At 60.9% G+C, this 16323-nt stretch carries 13 protein-coding genes and 1 CRISPR repeat array; of the genes, 7 read left to right on the forward strand and 6 right to left on the reverse strand.

Features of this window, described 5'->3' with window-relative positions:
- The first annotated feature begins 67 nt into the window (after positions 1–67).
- From PSRA_RS07705 to PSRA_RS07720, 4 genes are all read left to right on the forward strand, one after another.
- A complete protein-coding gene (locus PSRA_RS07705) occupies positions 68–1408 on the forward strand; it encodes an ABC transporter permease (RefSeq protein WP_094661314.1) in 1341 nt (446 codons plus the stop codon).
- An 82-nt stretch (positions 1409–1490) separates the two neighbouring features.
- Positions 1491–2690 carry an ABC transporter permease gene (locus PSRA_RS07710; protein ID WP_094661329.1) on the forward strand — a complete coding sequence of 400 codons (1200 nt, stop codon included), beginning with the start codon at positions 1491–1493 and terminating at the stop codon, positions 2688–2690.
- Between the two features lie 109 nt (positions 2691–2799).
- Positions 2800–3684, forward strand: a complete 885-nt coding sequence (locus PSRA_RS07715; RefSeq protein WP_094661330.1) for an ABC transporter ATP-binding protein — start codon at positions 2800–2802, stop codon at positions 3682–3684.
- Between the two features lie 31 nt (positions 3685–3715).
- A complete protein-coding gene (locus tag PSRA_RS07720) occupies positions 3716–4321 on the forward strand; it encodes an FMN-binding protein (protein WP_143516417.1) in 606 nt (201 codons plus the stop codon).
- A gap of 194 nt (positions 4322–4515) precedes the next feature.
- Here the strand turns inward: PSRA_RS07720 and PSRA_RS07725 are convergent, their stop codons facing one another.
- The 6 genes from PSRA_RS07725 to PSRA_RS07750 form a co-directional block, all read right to left on the reverse strand.
- The gene (locus PSRA_RS07725) at positions 4516–5247 is read right to left on the reverse strand and encodes an HAD family hydrolase (RefSeq protein WP_094661315.1); all 732 of its coding nucleotides are present in this window, start codon (positions 5245–5247) and stop codon (positions 4516–4518) included.
- Positions 5248–5300: 53 nt separating this feature from the next.
- Positions 5301–6737 (reverse strand): MATE family efflux transporter, encoded by a 1437-nt coding sequence (locus tag PSRA_RS07730; RefSeq protein ID WP_094661316.1) that lies wholly within the window; start codon positions 6735–6737, stop codon positions 5301–5303.
- 66 nt (positions 6738–6803) lie between these two features.
- Entirely contained in the window at positions 6804–7637 is an 834-nt protein-coding gene (locus tag PSRA_RS07735) for a DUF1287 domain-containing protein (protein WP_211280509.1), read from the reverse strand.
- A 49-nt stretch (positions 7638–7686) separates the two neighbouring features.
- Positions 7687–8022, reverse strand: a complete 336-nt coding sequence (locus tag PSRA_RS07740; RefSeq protein ID WP_094661317.1) for a branched-chain amino acid transporter permease — start codon at positions 8020–8022, stop codon at positions 7687–7689.
- A complete protein-coding gene (locus tag PSRA_RS07745; RefSeq protein WP_094661318.1) occupies positions 8019–8975 on the reverse strand; it encodes an AzlC family ABC transporter permease in 957 nt (318 codons plus the stop codon). Before PSRA_RS07745 ends, PSRA_RS07740 begins: the two co-directional genes overlap by 4 nt.
- Before the next feature lie 9 nt (positions 8976–8984).
- Complete coding sequence (locus PSRA_RS07750; protein ID WP_094661319.1) at positions 8985–10460, reverse strand: APC family permease; 1476 nt, start codon at positions 10458–10460, stop codon at positions 8985–8987.
- Positions 10461–10951: 491 nt separating this feature from the next.
- Between PSRA_RS07750 and cas9 the strand changes: the two genes are divergently transcribed.
- Genes cas9 through cas2 form a run of 3 tightly spaced genes read left to right on the forward strand, consistent with a single transcriptional unit; the run spans position 10952 to position 15653 of the window.
- Positions 10952–14404, forward strand: a complete 3453-nt coding sequence (cas9, locus tag PSRA_RS07755; RefSeq protein ID WP_211280510.1) for a type II CRISPR RNA-guided endonuclease Cas9 — start codon at positions 10952–10954, stop codon at positions 14402–14404.
- Positions 14405–14416: 12 nt separating this feature from the next.
- Complete coding sequence (gene cas1 / locus PSRA_RS07760; protein WP_094661320.1) at positions 14417–15325, forward strand: type II CRISPR-associated endonuclease Cas1; 909 nt, start codon at positions 14417–14419, stop codon at positions 15323–15325.
- Positions 15312–15653, forward strand: coding sequence for a CRISPR-associated endonuclease Cas2 (gene cas2 / locus PSRA_RS07765; RefSeq protein WP_094661321.1), 342 nt, complete (start codon positions 15312–15314; stop codon positions 15651–15653). Before cas1 ends, cas2 begins: the two co-directional genes overlap by 14 nt.
- Positions 15654–15703: 50 nt before the next feature.
- A CRISPR array of direct repeats spans positions 15704–16315; the repeat unit is 36 nt; unit sequence CAAGTTTATCAAAAAGGAAGGATGCTAATTCTCAGC.
- The last annotated feature ends 8 nt before the right edge of the window (positions 16316–16323 follow it).

Here is a 16323-nt window from a genome sequence, read left to right on the forward strand (position 1 = left end):
GCGCAGCGGGGCCGGGCTGGCCCGAAGGAGACACGATGTCGATGACACACGATGAAGGAGACGCACGGTGTTCTTCCTGAGAATGATCCGGCAATCCCTGCGGCGGCGGCGCGGCAAGCGCCTGCTTGTCGCGGCCGTCGTCTGCCTGTCGGCCACGGTGAGCGTGGCGATGCTCGGCGTCGTGTTCGACGTGGGCGACAAGCTCACCGCCGAACTGTCGACATATGGCAGCAACATCACGGTCAAGCCCAAGTCGGACGTCGTGGTGGCCGACCTGTACGGCGACTCCGACGCCACGGATCCCACGGCGTTCCTGAAGGAAAGCGACGCCGTGAACGTCAAGACGATTTTCTGGTCGTATAACATCACGGCCTTCGCCCCCGAGCTGCATATGCATATGACCGTCGTCGCGGGCGACGGTACCGCGGATGGCGCGGACGGGGCATCCGGCACGACCGCCAAAACCGTCGGCACCTGGTTCTCGAAAACGGTTCAATCGTCGACCGGCGAGAGCACCACCACCGGCGTCAGCGCCCTGCGCAGCTGGTGGAAGGTGGAAGGCGGCTGGGCGCATGACGACGCCGACGAGGCGATGGTCGGCTCGAGGCTTGCGAAAAGCCTTGGCGTGGGCGTGGGGGACACGATCACCGTGTCGACGCGCGGCACCGTGCAGGCCCAGTCCGAGCCGTCGGGCCCGCGCACGCTGACCGTGACCGGAGTCTACGAATCCGGCGACGATGACGACGACGCCGTGTACCTGCCCAGTTCCGTCAGCCAGGCCGTCAACGGGCTGCCGGACGCGGCCGACGAGATCGAGGTCAAGGCGCTGACCACGCCCGACAACGATTTGGCACGCCGCGCGGCCAAGAACCCGCAGCAGCTCTCGCAGGAGGACTGGGAGACCTGGTATTGCACGGCCTACGCATCGTCGATCGCCTACCAGATCGAGGAGGTCATCCCCGGCGCCGTGGCCAAGCAGGTGCGGCAGGTGCAGGCCCTCGAGGGCACGGTGCTGAACAAAACACAGGCGGTCATGATCGTCATGACCGTGCTGACGCTGATCGCCGCCACCATCGCCGTGGCGAACCTCATGGCCTCGTCCATCGGCGAACGCTCGTCCGAGCTGGCGCTTCTCAAAGCGCTTGGCGCTAAGAACGGCGAGATCGGGCGGCTGATTCTCGGCGAAACGGGCGCCATGGCGCTGCTTGGCCTGCTTGCGGGCGCGCTGCTCGGATCAGGTGTGGCGCAGCTGATCGGCAGGCTCGTGTTCTCGAGTTCCATCACGATGCGCCCCATGGTGTTCGTGCTTGTGGCTGCGCTGATCGCGCTCACCGTGCTGGTGGCGGCGCTCGCGTCCATCCGATCCATACTCAGGCTTCATCCGGCGGAGGTGCTCCATGGCCGCTGATTTCGAATCCGGAAAGGCGCCGGGCCACGACACTGTGCGCGGCGGCGCGGAAGGGCTGCGCGGCGCTCGCGCGAACCGGCGCATGTTCCTCGTCATGCTCGCGGGGGCCATGCTGCGTCGCCGATCCAAGGCGCTGATGGCCGTCGTCGCATCGTTCGTCGGCTCGGCCACGCTGTTCTGCCTCGTGCTCGTGTGCATGGCCGTGCCCGGGCAGATGACCGAGGAGATGCAGGCGTATGGCGCGAATCTCGTCGTCACCGATGCATCCGCCGACGGATCCGGCATGTCGCAGAGCACCGTCGACGACGTCATCGCCGCCGTCGGTGCCGTCGGGGCGGAGCGGCACGCCACGTACCGCTACGAAACCGTGCGCGTGCACGCCGCCTCGTATGTGCTCGCCGGCATGGACCCGGCGGCCACCGAGGCCATCGATGCGCACTGGACCGTCGACGGCTCCTGGCCGGTCCAGGGAGATGCGCATGACGTCATGGTGGGGCGCGACATCGCCGACCTCATGAACCTGTCGGTCGGCTCGACGCTTGAGATGTCCTACCACGGGGCGGACGAGGCAGGGGACGCTTCGGCGAGCGGCGACTCCTCATCGAAAGGCACGGCGCAGTCCGATATCCTCGGCACCGATGACCTGTCATTCCGCGTCTGCGGCATCATCGACACCGGCGGCGAAGAGGACTCCATGATCTACGCCGACGAGGCGGTGCTCGACGCGCTCGGCGCCGCCCCGCGCGGCACGGACGCGGTCGAGTTCTCGCTGTCCGCCGACGACGCGGGCCTGGGTGCCATCGTGGACTCCATCAACTCCCGCGCCTCCGAGCTCGGTGCCAGCGCGCGCAAGGTCACGCGCATCTCCGCATCGAACGAGCGCATCCTCTCGATGCTCAACGCGCTGTTCTGGATCGTGTCGCTCGTGGTGCTCGCGCTCACGCTGATCGGCGTGGCCACCACGGTGATGTCCATCGTGTCTCAGCGCCGCACCGAAATCGCGCTGCGCAAGGCCCTGGGCGCTTCACGCCGCTCGCTGTCGGCCGAGTTCTACGCCGAGTCCGCCATGTACGGGCTGGCCGGCGGCGCGCTCGGCGTGGCGGCGGGATACGCGGTGGCATGCGTGCTCACCGACAAGGTTTTCGAGCGTACCGTCGGCTTCAGCTGGCCGCTGTGCGTGCTGTCGCTGGCGGTGGCCGTGCTTGTGGCGGTTCTTGCATCGATCGCGCCCGTGCGGCGAGCCTCGCGCATCGATCCGGCCGTCGTGCTGCGTGAGGAATAGGAGGACTTCCACGATGGTTAACGACAACACACGGAATACGGAGAACGAGGAGAACGACATGACGGATCGCACTCAGACGGAGCCGCTTGATGACGCCGCGGGGAACGGCATGCTGCTTGAACTCGACCACGTCTCCAAAATCTACGGCGACCTGCATGCCGTCGATGACCTGAGCCTGACGGTGCCGCGCGGGCAGTGGCTCGCCATCGTCGGCTCGTCCGGCTCGGGCAAGACCACGCTGATGAACATCATCGGCTGCATGGACACGCCCACGCGCGGCACCGTGAGCATCGACGGGCGGCGCCTGGCGAACCTCGGCGAGTCGCAGATGGCGGACGTGCGCAAGAACGTCATCGGCCTCGTGTTCCAGAAGTTCTACCTCGTGCCGTATCTCACGGCCGTGGAGAACGTGATGGTGGCGCAGTACTACCACTCGGTGGTCGACGAGGCCGAGGCCATGGAGGCGCTGCGCAAGGTCGGCCTCGGCGAGCGCGCGCACCATCTGCCGAGCCAGCTGTCGGGCGGCGAGCAGCAGCGTGTGTGCATCGCCCGCGCGCTCATCAACTGCCCCGAGATCATCCTCGCCGACGAGCCGACAGGCAATCTCGACGAGGCGAACGAGAAAATCGTGCTCGGGCTGCTTCGCGACCTGCACGAGCAGGGGACGACCATCATCGTCGTCACGCATGACGCGCTCGTCGCCTCGTGCGCCCAGCGCGAGATCATGCTCAACCACGGCGTGCTCGCGGGGGAGAAGTGGAACGACGACGAGGCCCGGCGGCGCTACGAGGAGATGGGCGGGCGTCCGGCGTTCAGCGGTGCGCATGCGCCGGAGACGGCGGTCGGGTTCGATGATCCGACGAAGGCGGCGAAAACCGGTGGCGAGGCCGTGGACGGAGCTGGTGTCAGTGCAGTTGGTGGTGCCGCGGTGAGCGCGGCGGCCGATCTGCGAGACGAGATGGAAACGGTAAAGGAGCGGAGGAATCATGGATAACGAAACGATGGATGCGGCGCAGCGCGGGACCATGGCCGGAACGGCGTCGCGCCGCGGTGCGGGACACGGCGCGGGAACCGGCGTGAAAACGATGGCGGCGTTCGGCGTCATGGCGGCGCTGGCGGGGCCCGCGCTCGCGGGATGTGCCGAGCCCAGGGCGGTGCCGGCCGACGATGAATACGCGGGCGTTGAGGAAAGCTCCGCGTCTGGCGCGGGCGGGGATGACGGATGGTCATCGGATCCGGATTCGTCGCCGACCGCGATGGGTGACGCGCAGCTCAACGCCGACACCGGAACCTACCGCGACGGCACCTATGCGTCGACGAGCACCTACGGACCGGTGGGCGAGGACAGCATCGACGTGTCGGTGACCGTCGCCTCCGACACCGTGACGGCCGTGTCTGTGACGGGCCATGCGTTCACATCGATTTCGGAAGGGCATCAGAACGATTTCATCTCCGCGATTGGCGGCGTGGTCGTCGGCCAGCCGCTGAGCGGGCTGTCGGTCGATACTGTGGCGGGGGCATCGTGGACCACCGATGCCTTCAATGCCGCTCTCGACGTGATCCGCCAGGAAGCCGCCGATCCCAACGCTTCCTCTTCCGCATCCGCTTCCTCTTCCGCCTCCGCCCAGTAGGGGCGTGTTGTCTTCGAAACCGCCTTATGCGCGTGCCGCGGCACCCACTTTAGGCGGTTTCGGGTTGGTTTTTGACGATTTTCCCGGTGAGATGGGCTTGGGCGGGTGTTTGGACACCCACCCAACGCCGTGTGGTGCGACCACAAGGGGAAATCAGAATTGTTGATGGGGAGATTCGGTGGGAATCCTATGCCTTACTTCTCGATGGCGCCGAGCTCCATGAAGTTGGCGACATCGTCGAGCTCGAGACCGACGTAGTCCTTGATATTCGTCACCTGCGGACCGTCGAACACAACCTGCTCGGGCGTGAAGCCGGTTATCGCCACCACGGTGCAGCCTGCGGCGCCGCCGGACTCGAGGCCGACGGGGGAGTCCTCGAACACAAGGCAGTCGGCGGGATCGGCGCCCACGATTTCGGCCGCGCGCAGGTACGGGGCGGCATCCGGCTTGGGGGCCAGACCGTCCTCGCCGCAGACGTATCCGACGAATGCGCCCTCCGGCGCCTGCTCGGCCATGTTGGAGACCATGGCGCGCGGGGATGCGGACACGATGACGTTCGGCACGCCGGCTTCGGCCAGCTTGTTGAGCAGCTCCACGGCACCGGTTGCCCAGCACGGCTTCTCGCGCTCGCGGTCGATCACGTACCCGATGATCTCCGAACGCAGGATCTCGGAATCCACATGCTCGGGGATGTACTCCTGCAGGATCTGCAGCAGCTTCGGCGTGGACTGGCCGCGGGCGCGCAGCGGCACCTGCTCGCTGAACGTGCCGCCGTGCTTCTCGATGACGTATTTCTCGCCGGCGGCCCAGTAGACCTCGGAATTGATGAGGGTGCCGTCCATGTCCCAGAACACGGCGGCGGGGAGGCGGCGGTCGAGTTCGGCCACTGCGGAGGAGGAAAGGCTTGTCTGAGTGTTGTTGGTCATGCGCCCATTATGGCAACACCACGGAACATCGGCAATGATCCACGATTGCCCCGTCACTGCATGGAATCCGCGCCCTGTCCGGAGGCCAGACGGTGCATCCACCGTCTGGAGCGGAACAGCGGCAGCGATATGAGGAACTTCGCCGCTTCCTCCTGCGACACCATCGCGTACACCACCACGATCGGCCAGTGCAGCGCGAACGCCGACAGCAGGCCGAGCGGCACGCCCACGCACCAGGTGCCCAGAAGGCTGATGGCCATGATGTAGTTCGTCTTGCCGCCGCTTCTGAGGATTCCGCTGCTCATGATCATGTTCACCACGCGCAGCGGGAACAGCACGGCGAACACGATGAGGATCCCGCGCGTCGTGTCACGCACCTCGGGGTCCACGTCGAAAATCGACACATACGGTCCGCGCAGAAGAACCACGATGACGCCGATGGCGAGGGACGCGAGGAACCCGTCGCGCAGCAGGCGACGCCCGGTGGCGTATGCGCCGTCCGCGTCGCCTTCGCCGAGGCGGCGGCCGACCATAAGCAGCGCGGCCTGCGCGAGACCCGCCAATGCGCCGAACACCAGCGTGGTCAGCGGATTGATCAGCGTCATCGCGGCCATGGCCATCGTGCCCACGTGGCCGTAGACCGAGGCGTACACGTTATTGCCCAGCTGCCACAGGAAGTCGCCGGCCACCATCGGCGTCAGCACGGCGGCGAAGGTGCGCAGACCCTGCCGGTCGCGGTACACGCCGGGGCGCAGCTCCCATTCGGGATGCGCTGCGCCGTCCGGCATGCGCCCCGCATGCCGGGCCCTGAGGAAATACGCGAGCACGGCCAGGCATGCCACGAACTGCGAGGCCGTGGACGCCCACGCCGCGCCGCGGATGCCGAGCGCCGGCGTGAGCGGGGTGCCGAAGATCAGCACGAGGTTCAGGCCCGTGTTCGTCACGGCCGCGCCGATGCCCGCATACAGCGGCACCTTGGCGGCGTCGGTGCAGCGCAGGTACACGGCGATGATGTTCTCCACCACCTGCGGGATGAATCCCAGCGCGTAGATGCGTATGTACTGCGCGGCGGCCCCCACCGTGGCCGGGTCCGAGGAGTACAGCCCCATGATGGCGGCGGGCGCGAAGCCGCAGACGGCGGCGAACGCAAACGAGACCACGGTCATGATGGCGAGGCTCGAATAGAAGGCCTTGCCGGACTGCTGCGGGTTCCGGGCGCCGATGGACTGCGCGAGGATGATGCTCGCCGCGCCGGCCGTGGACGAGACAAGCGTGTTGTACAGGCCGATGAAATTGGCCGCGATGCCGATGGCGGCGACGCTGACGGTGCCGAGCTGGCCGATCATGATCTGGTCGATGACGCTGAACGATGATTGCAGGAGGAACTGCAGCGTGACGGGCAGCGCGATGCGACGCAGCTCGCGACGGAACCGGGAATCCGAGTCGGTGCAAGAGGTACGGGAACCAGGGGAGTCGGGGCGTGTTGTCATAGGACATCTATCGTATACCGTGTCTTGCGCCGTCCTCAGCCATGGCCTGTCGCGCTTTCGGGCATTCTACTCGGACAGGCGGTAGTGGCCGTTGATGGCGCCCCAGTTGCGCAGCGCGTCTTCTTCGTAGGACGCCTGGTCCGGGCTGTAGTGGTGGATGATGTACGGCACGCCGTCGGCGTCGCGCTTGTCCGAGACGATGGCGATGTGATTGTCATAGATCACGATGTCGCCGCCCTGCCACTCGTCGATGGCCGATGTGTCGGTCGTCAGCGCCACGGCGGTATGTGCGAAGAAGACCTTGAGCGTGGGCACGCGGCGAAAGTCGATGTTCGCGTCGGGCGTGTCGATGGCGTAGTCGCCCGGGTGGGCGGCGATATCGTCGGACACCTCCTGCATGAGGTCGTAGCCGGACGCCTTCATGGCCTGCGCCACCACGTCGGTGCACACGCCGTAGCCATCGTCGGGGTAACCGCCCGCGTAGTACCTGCTGGCGTATCTCGGCTTCGTCGCCACATACGCCTTGGCGCCGTCGAGCATGTCCTGCTGGTCGTCGACGCCGTCGCCGTCCTCGTCGTGGCCGCTATGGAACTGGGCGATGGGCGCGCCCGTCCATGTGGATTCAGACGATGCCGTGGAGTCCGACTGCGCCGTGCCCTGCGTGCCCGTCCGGCCGGCGCGCAGGACGGCGGGTATGCCGCGGCGCAGCGCCGTGACGGCGATGGCGCCGAGTGCTACAAGAAGTGCGATCATGACGATGGCGACGATGCGTCCGGCGGCGCGCATGCGGTCGGGGCGCCGGACGGCGCTGCCAAAATCGGTGCTGTCAAAGTCGTCGGTGCTCGGGGCGGCATCGATGCCGCCATCGTCGCGCCGCATATCATCCCCCGGATCTGTCATGCGACCATCGTATACCCTGGCGCCAAGCCGCGGCGCCCGCCCGTGCCGCTTACACGGCCGCGAACACGGTCTGCACCAGCGCCATGTACACGGCCGTGCCCGCCGCCATCGACAGCATCATGGACCGGCGCCACATGAACGTGGCCCATGTCACGAGCAGCGCCGCGCCCTCCGGGATGCCGTAGGGCCAGGCCGCCAGGTTCACATGGCGCAGGCAATACACCACGAGCAGGCCGAACACGGCCGGCCCCAGCACCTTGCCCAGGTACTGCACGTAGGCGGGGATCGGCCTGTTGCCGGGGAACAGCACATACGGCAGGAAGCGCGTGATGATGGTTCCGAGCACGCATACGCCGATTGTGACGGCCATCTGCAGCGTCGTCATCGTGTCATCTCCTTACCATCGTCTTCCGAGCCGTCTTCGCCGTCTTCCGAGCCGTCCTTCGTGCCGTCTCCCACCGCCACCGCATCGCTCGGCAGCGTCGGCGCGATGCGGCGGCGGAACACCGTGAGCACCACGAGGATGAGCGCGAGGCTTGGCACGATGAATTGGTCCGGTCCGAAAACCAGCAGGCACGCCAGCGAGCAGAGGACGCCCACGATCTCGCTGATATGCGAGCGCAGGAAGCCGTAGATGCCGGCGCGGCGCGCGACGGCGGAGTCGGCGAGCCATTGGTTGAGCAGAATCGCCATGAACATCGTGGTCATGACGAAGTCGAGGCCTGTTGTGTTCACGGTCAGCAGGGAGCCGAACATTGCGCCCAGCAGGGAGCCGGCCATCCAGTAGGCCTGGTCGAGCGCGGAGACGGCGGTGTAGAAGCGCGCCGCGTCCACGCCGGCCGGAATGTCGGCCGAATAGTTGACGGCGAAGGTCTCGTCGGTGGTGGCGAAGATGAGGTAGGGTTTGCGCCGGCCGGTATCGCGGTAGCGTCCCAGCATGGCGATGCCGTAGAAGATATGCCGCGAGCCGACCATCAGCGCCGTGACGAAGGCGGACAGCGGGTTGAACGCCGACGTGAGGATTTGCACCATGAGGAACTCGAGCGACCCCGTGTAGATGAGACCGGCCGTGAGCACGGGAAGCCAGACGGGGAATCCGTTGGACACCATGAGCAGGCCGTAGGTGATACCTAGGAATATATATCCGGTGAGAACGGGGAGGGTGCGGGGGAAGGCGGCGCCCAGGACGCGCGTGCGCGCGGTGTGCGTGCGCGCGGTGCGAGTGGTGTCGGGGTCAACGGTGCGCGCAGTGCCGGCGCGCGTGCGCGAGCCGGTGTCTGGGGACGGCGACGCCGGCGGTTGCTGCGCCGCCGGCGTTCCGGAATCGTGGAATGTCATGCCGATGCGTCAGTCCACAAGCGGCTCGGGGTCGTCGGCGCTGGCGACGGACGACGGCATGGTGCGTCCGTTGAGCTTGGAATGGCGGCGGCTGTACGTGAAGTAGACCACGAGGCCGAGCGCGAACCAGACCACGAAGCGCACCCACGTCTGCCACGTCAGGCCGGCGATGAGCACGGCGCAGAACGCGATGGCGAGGATCGGCGTGACGGGCACGCCCGGGGCGCGGAAACCGCGGTGGGCGTCCGGCTGCGTGTGGCGCATCCACAGCACGCCGGCCGACACGATGATGAAGGCCGTGAGCGTGCCGATGTTCACGAGCTCGAACAGCACGTTGATGTTGATGAGGCCGCCGGCGACGGCGGTGAGGATGCCGAAGAACCATGTGCCCTTCCACGGCGTGTGGTGCTTCTCGTCCACCTCGCCGAAGAACTTCGGGAACAGGCCGTCGCGGCTCATGGCGTAGCAGATGCGCGTCTGGCCGTACAGCTGCACGAGCATGACGGTGGTCATGCCGATCAGCGCGCCGAGGTTCACGATGAACGCCAGCCAGTTCAGGCCCGTGGCGAGGATGACGCCGGCCACCGGCGCGTCCACGAACTGCTCGAAGTCGGTGTACTTGACGATGCCCGTCATGATGAGGGTCATGGCGATGTACAGGATGGTGGAGATGACCAGCGAGTAGATGATGCCGCGCGGCAGCGTCTTGTTCGGCTCGACGGTCTCCTCGGCGGACGAGGAGACGGCGTCGAATCCGATGAAGCTGAAGAACACGATGGATGCGGCCGGGATGATGCCCATGGGCTTCGTGGAGCCCGGCTGGAAGGTGTAGGTGCCGTACGGGGAGAACGGATGCCAGTTCGCCGGGTTCACGTACCACACGGTGCACACGATGAACAGGATGATGATGGCGAGCTTGATCATGACCATGATGTCGTTCGTGCGCTTGGTCTGGTTGATGCCCATGGCGAGCACCGTGGTGATGATGAGCACGATGATGAAGCCTGGCAGGTTGAAATACGTCGTCACGCCCGGCGTGGTGCCGTAGGCGGCGGTCAGCTCGGTGGGGATGTGGATGTTGAAACCCTCGAGCAGCTTGTTGAAGTAGCCCGACCAGCCGGCCGAGACAGTGGCCGCCTGCAGGGCGTATTCCAGGATGAGGTCCCAGCCGATGACGAACGCGATGAGTTCGCCGAACGCCACGTAGGCGTAGGAGTAGGCCGATCCCGAGACGGGCACCATGGAGGCGAACTCCGCGTAGCACAGGCCGGCGAAGCCGCAGCAGACGGCGGCCAGCAGGAACGAGATGCACAGGGCCGGGCCAGCCGTCAGGGCGCCCTTGCCGGTGAGGACGAAGATGCCCGTGCCGATGATCGCACCGATGCCGAGCATCGTCAGGTCGAAGGTCTTCATTGTGCGTTTCAGCGGGGTGGCAGAGGCGGTGAGCTCCTCCACGGTTTTCTTACGCAGCAGTTTCGATGCCATGTGTGTCTGCTTTCTGGACGGTTTGCCGTTACCGGGTGCGGCGTGGCGCGGGGCGTGCGTGGCGCGGGGCGCTATATAAGGATTGCCGCACCTTATATAAGTGATGAGTCCGTACCTTTTTTAGCAGTGTCACGGGACGCTCGCGGAACACCGTCCGCGCTACGGCGGGTGGTGGGTGGTGGGTGGGGTACGTCACTAGATGGAACCAGGCAGAGATTGGCGTGTCTCTGCATTCAAACACGCTATACTGAAACTGCTAATTCTCAGTAAGTACAGCAATTTGTAGCTGTATCTGAATGCTAAACGGCTTTGCCGTAGGGGAGAACTTCGGTTCTCCCCGTTTTCTTTTGATTCACTGTTTTCCATGGGCATGTCCCGTGGCAACACGCACTACTGTAGTTTTCAGAGAATCTCAATTTCGTTGTAATCTTCGTATCAACGAATAATCAGGGCATCACAGTTGATGCCCCTGTTTCATGAAGGGAATTAGCATGTCTTCCAAGACATATCGCATTGGTATCGATGTTGGTTTGTATTCCGTGGGGCTCGCTGCCATTCAAGTTAATGAAGACGGCAATCCTGTCCGGATTCTCAATGCTCAGAGCGTTATTCACGACGGTGGGGTTGATCCGAGTGCTGAAAAGAGCAGGGGTAGCCGCCGATTGCAATCCGGTATTGCGCGTCGCACTCGCCGTATGCGCCGCAACAGGAAGAAGCGTCTCGAGCGTCTGGATCAGTTGCTCGTGAAGTCGGGATTCCCCGTGAGCGCGGAAAACGATTTGGAAGGTTTCGAACCGTGGATTCTGCGTGCCCAAGCGGCTGACGGTTTCATAGAGGATGACGCGACACGAAAGCGGGCGATTGCTGTTTCCTGCCGTCACATGGCTCGTCATCGCGGCTGGCGTAATCCATATTTGTCCGCTCGCACACTTCTGGCTGTTGACTCGCCGTCGTCGGCTTTTTACGACAAGCTTGTAGAGAACGCTGCGCAGATGATGGATGGCCAACTTCCCGAGGAAGAAGCGACACCTGCTCAAATCGTGCGCGATGTACTTGAATATCGGCAGGGAAGTGCAGCGATTCGCCTTCGCAAATCTACAGCCAAGAAAAAGAAAGACCGTTTTGCGTTGTTCCCTGAGAAAATGATGCAAGAAGACAATGCTTATGAGCTGCGGCTTATCCTCTCTAAGCAGTCGGTTCCTCAGGATGTGGCCCGAGAATTATTGCTTGCGGTGTTTCAATCTCAGTCGCCTAAGGGGTCCGCGGAAAAACGCGTCGGAAAGGATCCCCTGGATCCCTCTCAGCCTCGTGCTTTGAAGGCATCTTTAGCTTTCCAGCACTATCGTATGCTCAACATGATTACCAACCTGAGGCTGGTTGATAACGGGGTGGAGCGCCGCCTCTCGGTCGAAGAGAAGCAGAAGCTGTATCAGCTGCTGTTGAGCGATACCGGGCGGGACAAGAAATACGATACGTGGACCGATGTTGCGTCTGCCATGGGGTGGAAGCGGAGCCAGCTTAAAGGTGTGGGTAGCCTTACTTCGGATGGCGAGGATCGCGTGACGAGCAAGCCACCGCATGTTGACATCATCGAAAAGCTCAACGATATCAAAGATTCGGGCCTGAGGAAGCGCGTCCTCGAATGGTGGGCGGAGGCGACAGAGTCTGAGCGTGAGTCGATGGTTGCTTTGCTTTCGAATACTGTCGATATCGCCAAGAAACAGGACGATCCAGATTTTTCCTCAGCTGTGAAGTTCATCGATGCGCTGAATGACGAGGACTTGCAAAAGCTGGATGGCATTGATATGCAGCAAGGCCGTGCTGCATATTCGTCCAAGACTCTGTGTGCGTTGACGCAGCAGATGTTGACAACGGAGGATGATTTGCATGATGCAAGGAAGCATGTTTTCCATGTAGATGATTCATGGCGCCCGCCGCAGCCGGCTATCGGCGCCCCGTTGGGCAATCCGTCGGTGGACCGGGTCGCGAAGATTGTCAATCGATGGCTTCTCGCTTGCCAGTCTCGTTGGGGCAATCCTGTGTCTATCCAGATTGAACATGTGCGCGACGCTCTGTCGTCAGCTGCAACACTGGCTGCGAGCAAGTCTGCTTATGACAGGGCAATCAGCGCTAGAAATCTGGAGAAACAGGAGACCAAAGACACACTGCGCCGAGAAATGAATCTTAGCGAACCCCATGAGTCTGATATTCGTCGTATTGAAGCCATTACGCGTCAGGGAGGGAAATGTCTATATTGCGGTACGCCAATAGAGTTTACTAATTGTGAGATGGACCATATAGTTCCTCGTAAAGGACCTGGATCCACGAACACACGTGATAATTTTGCGGCGGTTTGCATTACGTGCAATCGGCAGAAGGGCAATGTGCCGTTTGCGGTTTGGTGCCAGACCCCGGCGGCTGTGCAGCGAGGCGTGAGTCTTGAGAAAGCAGTTGCTCGCGTCAATGACTTCTTTAAGGAATCAAAGAGCTTGAGGGGACGGCAGGCAACGGCCTTCAAGAAGTCGATGATTATGCGCTTGAAACAAACAGTCGCCGACGATCCCATTGATAACCGGTCTATCGAATCGGTTGCTTGGATGGCTGATGAGCTGCATCGTCGCATCGATTGGCATTTCAATGGAGGCGCTTCCAGCCATGAGATTGAGTCGAAGGTGCAAGTGGCCGTCTACCAAGGGCGTATCACATCCGAAGCGCGTAATGTGATGCGCTTCCAGGCTGGTGGAGATTTCCACTTCGTCGGTGGGCATGGGAAGACGCGTCTTGATAGAAGACATCATGCTGTCGATGCTTCCGTTATCGCGATGATGACTCCTGCCGCAGCCCAGACATTGGCTGAACGGATGAATATCCGTGACAGCCAGCGATACATTGGTCGCATTGAAGAAGACGAAGTTGATTGGAAGCAGTGGCCTGCCAAGCCCACTGAGAAATATCGGCAGTGGTTGAACAATGGCGAGCGTCTTTTTGCATTGATCAATGACGCTTTGGATGCGGATCGCATTCCGGTGACGCATTGGCAACGCTATTCATTGGGCAATTCCATAGCACATGATGCCACGATTAAGCCCTTGCTTAAGGTTCCTCTTGGCAGTGCGATTGGCAAAGAAACAGTTAATCGTGCGGCAACCCCAGCGCTTTATTGTGCATTGACCGGATGTGCAGATTATTCTCCGACAGATGGTCTTCCAGAGAATAAACAGAGGCATATCACAGTCAATGGTACCGTCTACGGGCCAGATGACGTAGTCGAGTTTTTCAAGGACGATTCTGCTCAAATAGCGGTTCAAGGGGGTTCTGCCGACATTGGTAACGCCATTCATCATGCACGGGTCTACCGTTGCTACACGTTGAATTCCAAGGGTGTCAAGAAGTGGTTTTATGGCATGATTCGAGTGTTCCAAGCTGATCTTGTGCATGCCAGGCATGATGATTTGTTCAGTTACCCGCTGCCGCCTCAATCCATCTCTATGCGATACGCGGAGCCACGAACTGCGCAAGCGGTGCTTGATGGGCGAGCTGAGTATCTTGGAAATCTTGTTATCGGGGATGAGATTGATATTCCGATGGACCGCGAGCTAAAAGGCCAAATAGCTACGTGCGTGGCTTTCTTTAACGAGCTGCCGGGCAACCATTCGCTGATTGAAAAATGGAGCGTGGATGGTTTTTATTCGGGATCAAGACTTCGTTTGCGTCCTCTGCATTTTGCGGGTGAGGGCTTGCCTAAACTTGAGGACGTGCTCGGAGTTGATATTCCGGCGGATATTCAAAAGATACTCGTTCGTCCAGGATGGTTGCCGTCTGTCGATACAGTATTTTCTACCTGTCCTCAAGTGATTCGCCGCAATTCATTGGGCGAACCGCGATGGAAATCACGCTCCGGCATGCCTGTTTCGTGGCGGATCCTGAGTTCCGAAGAGGCCTAGGAGGCATTGAGAATGGAGAGCGCTTGGCGTGTTATCGACTGCATCAACGTCGAAGGTCAGCTTCGATATGAACGCGGGCGCATGGTGGTCTGTGCCAGAGATAAGGAACCTGTTGAGATTCCTTTGGCGCAGACCGCTGTTCTCTTGCTTGGACTGCGGGCAAATATTTCTACAGCACTGTTAAGTCGATTGGCTCAAGAAGGGGTGAGTGTCCTCGTTTGCGACTGGAAAGGCGTGCCTGTTGGTGCGCTTGATAGCTGGGGCGCAACTCCTTCTCGCGTTGTGATTCGACATTGGGCTCAGGTCGAAATGACCGTGCCGCGTCAGAAAAATGCTTGGAAACGCATCGTGAAAGCGAAAATCCGCGGCCAGGCTCGATGCCTTGAAATGTGCGGACGTCCACGTGGCGGAGCGCTTCTCCAGATGTCTCACCACGTCAGAACCGGCGATGTATCGAACGTCGAGGGGATGGCTGCACGCGAATACTGGCAGAATTTATTCACACCTGAAGAAGAATTCAGCAGGCAACCGGGAAGCGGCATTGGCAAGAATGCTTTGCTGGATTATGGATACGCTATTCTCCGTGGATTTGTGATTCGAGCGATTCTTGCAGCAGGGCTTGACCCGACTTTTGGTGTGAATCATCACAATCGCTCGAATTACTTCTGCCTGGCGGATGATCTCATAGAGCCTTATAGACCTGTGGTCGATTGCTGTGTGGCGCAAATGGGTATTTTCACTCTAGATCAGGAAGCAAAGCAACGAATCGTGGAGGCTGTCAATGGACAGTATACGGCTGGAGGCCTCACGGTGCCTAGCTCGTTGAATGATTTTGCTCAGCAATATGGTTTGTATTGCGAGGGTAAATGCGACCTGCTGAGAGTGCCAGTGTTTGGGGAGAATAACAATGAAGAAGGATGAGGAGAGTGGCGGCATGTGGTGTGTGGTGATGTTTGACTTGCCTGTTGAAACCAAGATGGAGAGACGAGCTGCTACTCAGTTCAGGGATTTGCTACTCGACCAAGGTTTCATGATGGTGCAGTTTTCTGTCTATGCGAGATATACACCGACACTTGGTGGGAATCGATCAAGCATTGAATTCATCAAGAAGAACATTCCTGCGAAGGGAAAAGTCAGGATTCTGAATCTAAGCGATCACCAGTGGACTCAGTCGTTCCACTCTTATGATTCGCAGATTGGGAATCCGAATGATGGCCCAACTGCCCCAGGTGCTCTTACGCTTTTTTGATCGTAAAAACACCTGGAAACGTTGGGATTCCTTCCTTTTTGATGAACTCTCAAGTTTATCAAAAAGGAAGGATGCTAATTCTCAGCTATGCGCTGCGCACAATCATCGGCGGGCCAAGTTTATCAAAAAGGAAGGATGCTAATTCTCAGCTTCCAGTCATAATAGTCACTCATTGCTCCAAGTTTATCAAAAAGGAAGGATGCTAATTCTCAGCCAGGCGGCCGTCCATGCGCGACGTTGAACAAGTTTATCAAAAAGGAAGGATGCTAATTCTCAGCCTCTCTTCGCCATCCCGATGAGCGTCGCCAAGTTTATCAAAAAGGAAGGATGCTAATTCTCAGCACGGTTGCCGTCGATAAGAATACGGGGCCAAGTTTATCAAAAAGGAAGGATGCTAATTCTCAGCTTGTCTGCCATTTGTCTACTCCGTCCTACAAGTTTATCAAAAAGGAAGGATGCTAATTCTCAGCCGGTTGGAGTCCATCGATCCATCCGCCCCAAGTTTATCAAAAAGGAAGGATGCTAATTCTCAGCTTTTCCGCCGACGCTACACGCGCCCATACAAGTTTATCAAAAAGGAAGGATGCTAATTCTCAGCAGGCCCTTCCTTCGATCTCCAGTTCCTTCAAGTTTATCAAAAAGGAAGGATGCTAATTCTCAGCAAGGAACG

The sequence above is a fragment of the Pseudoscardovia radai genome (assembly GCF_002259605.1).
Classification (GTDB): domain Bacteria; phylum Actinomycetota; class Actinomycetes; order Actinomycetales; family Bifidobacteriaceae; genus Pseudoscardovia; species Pseudoscardovia radai.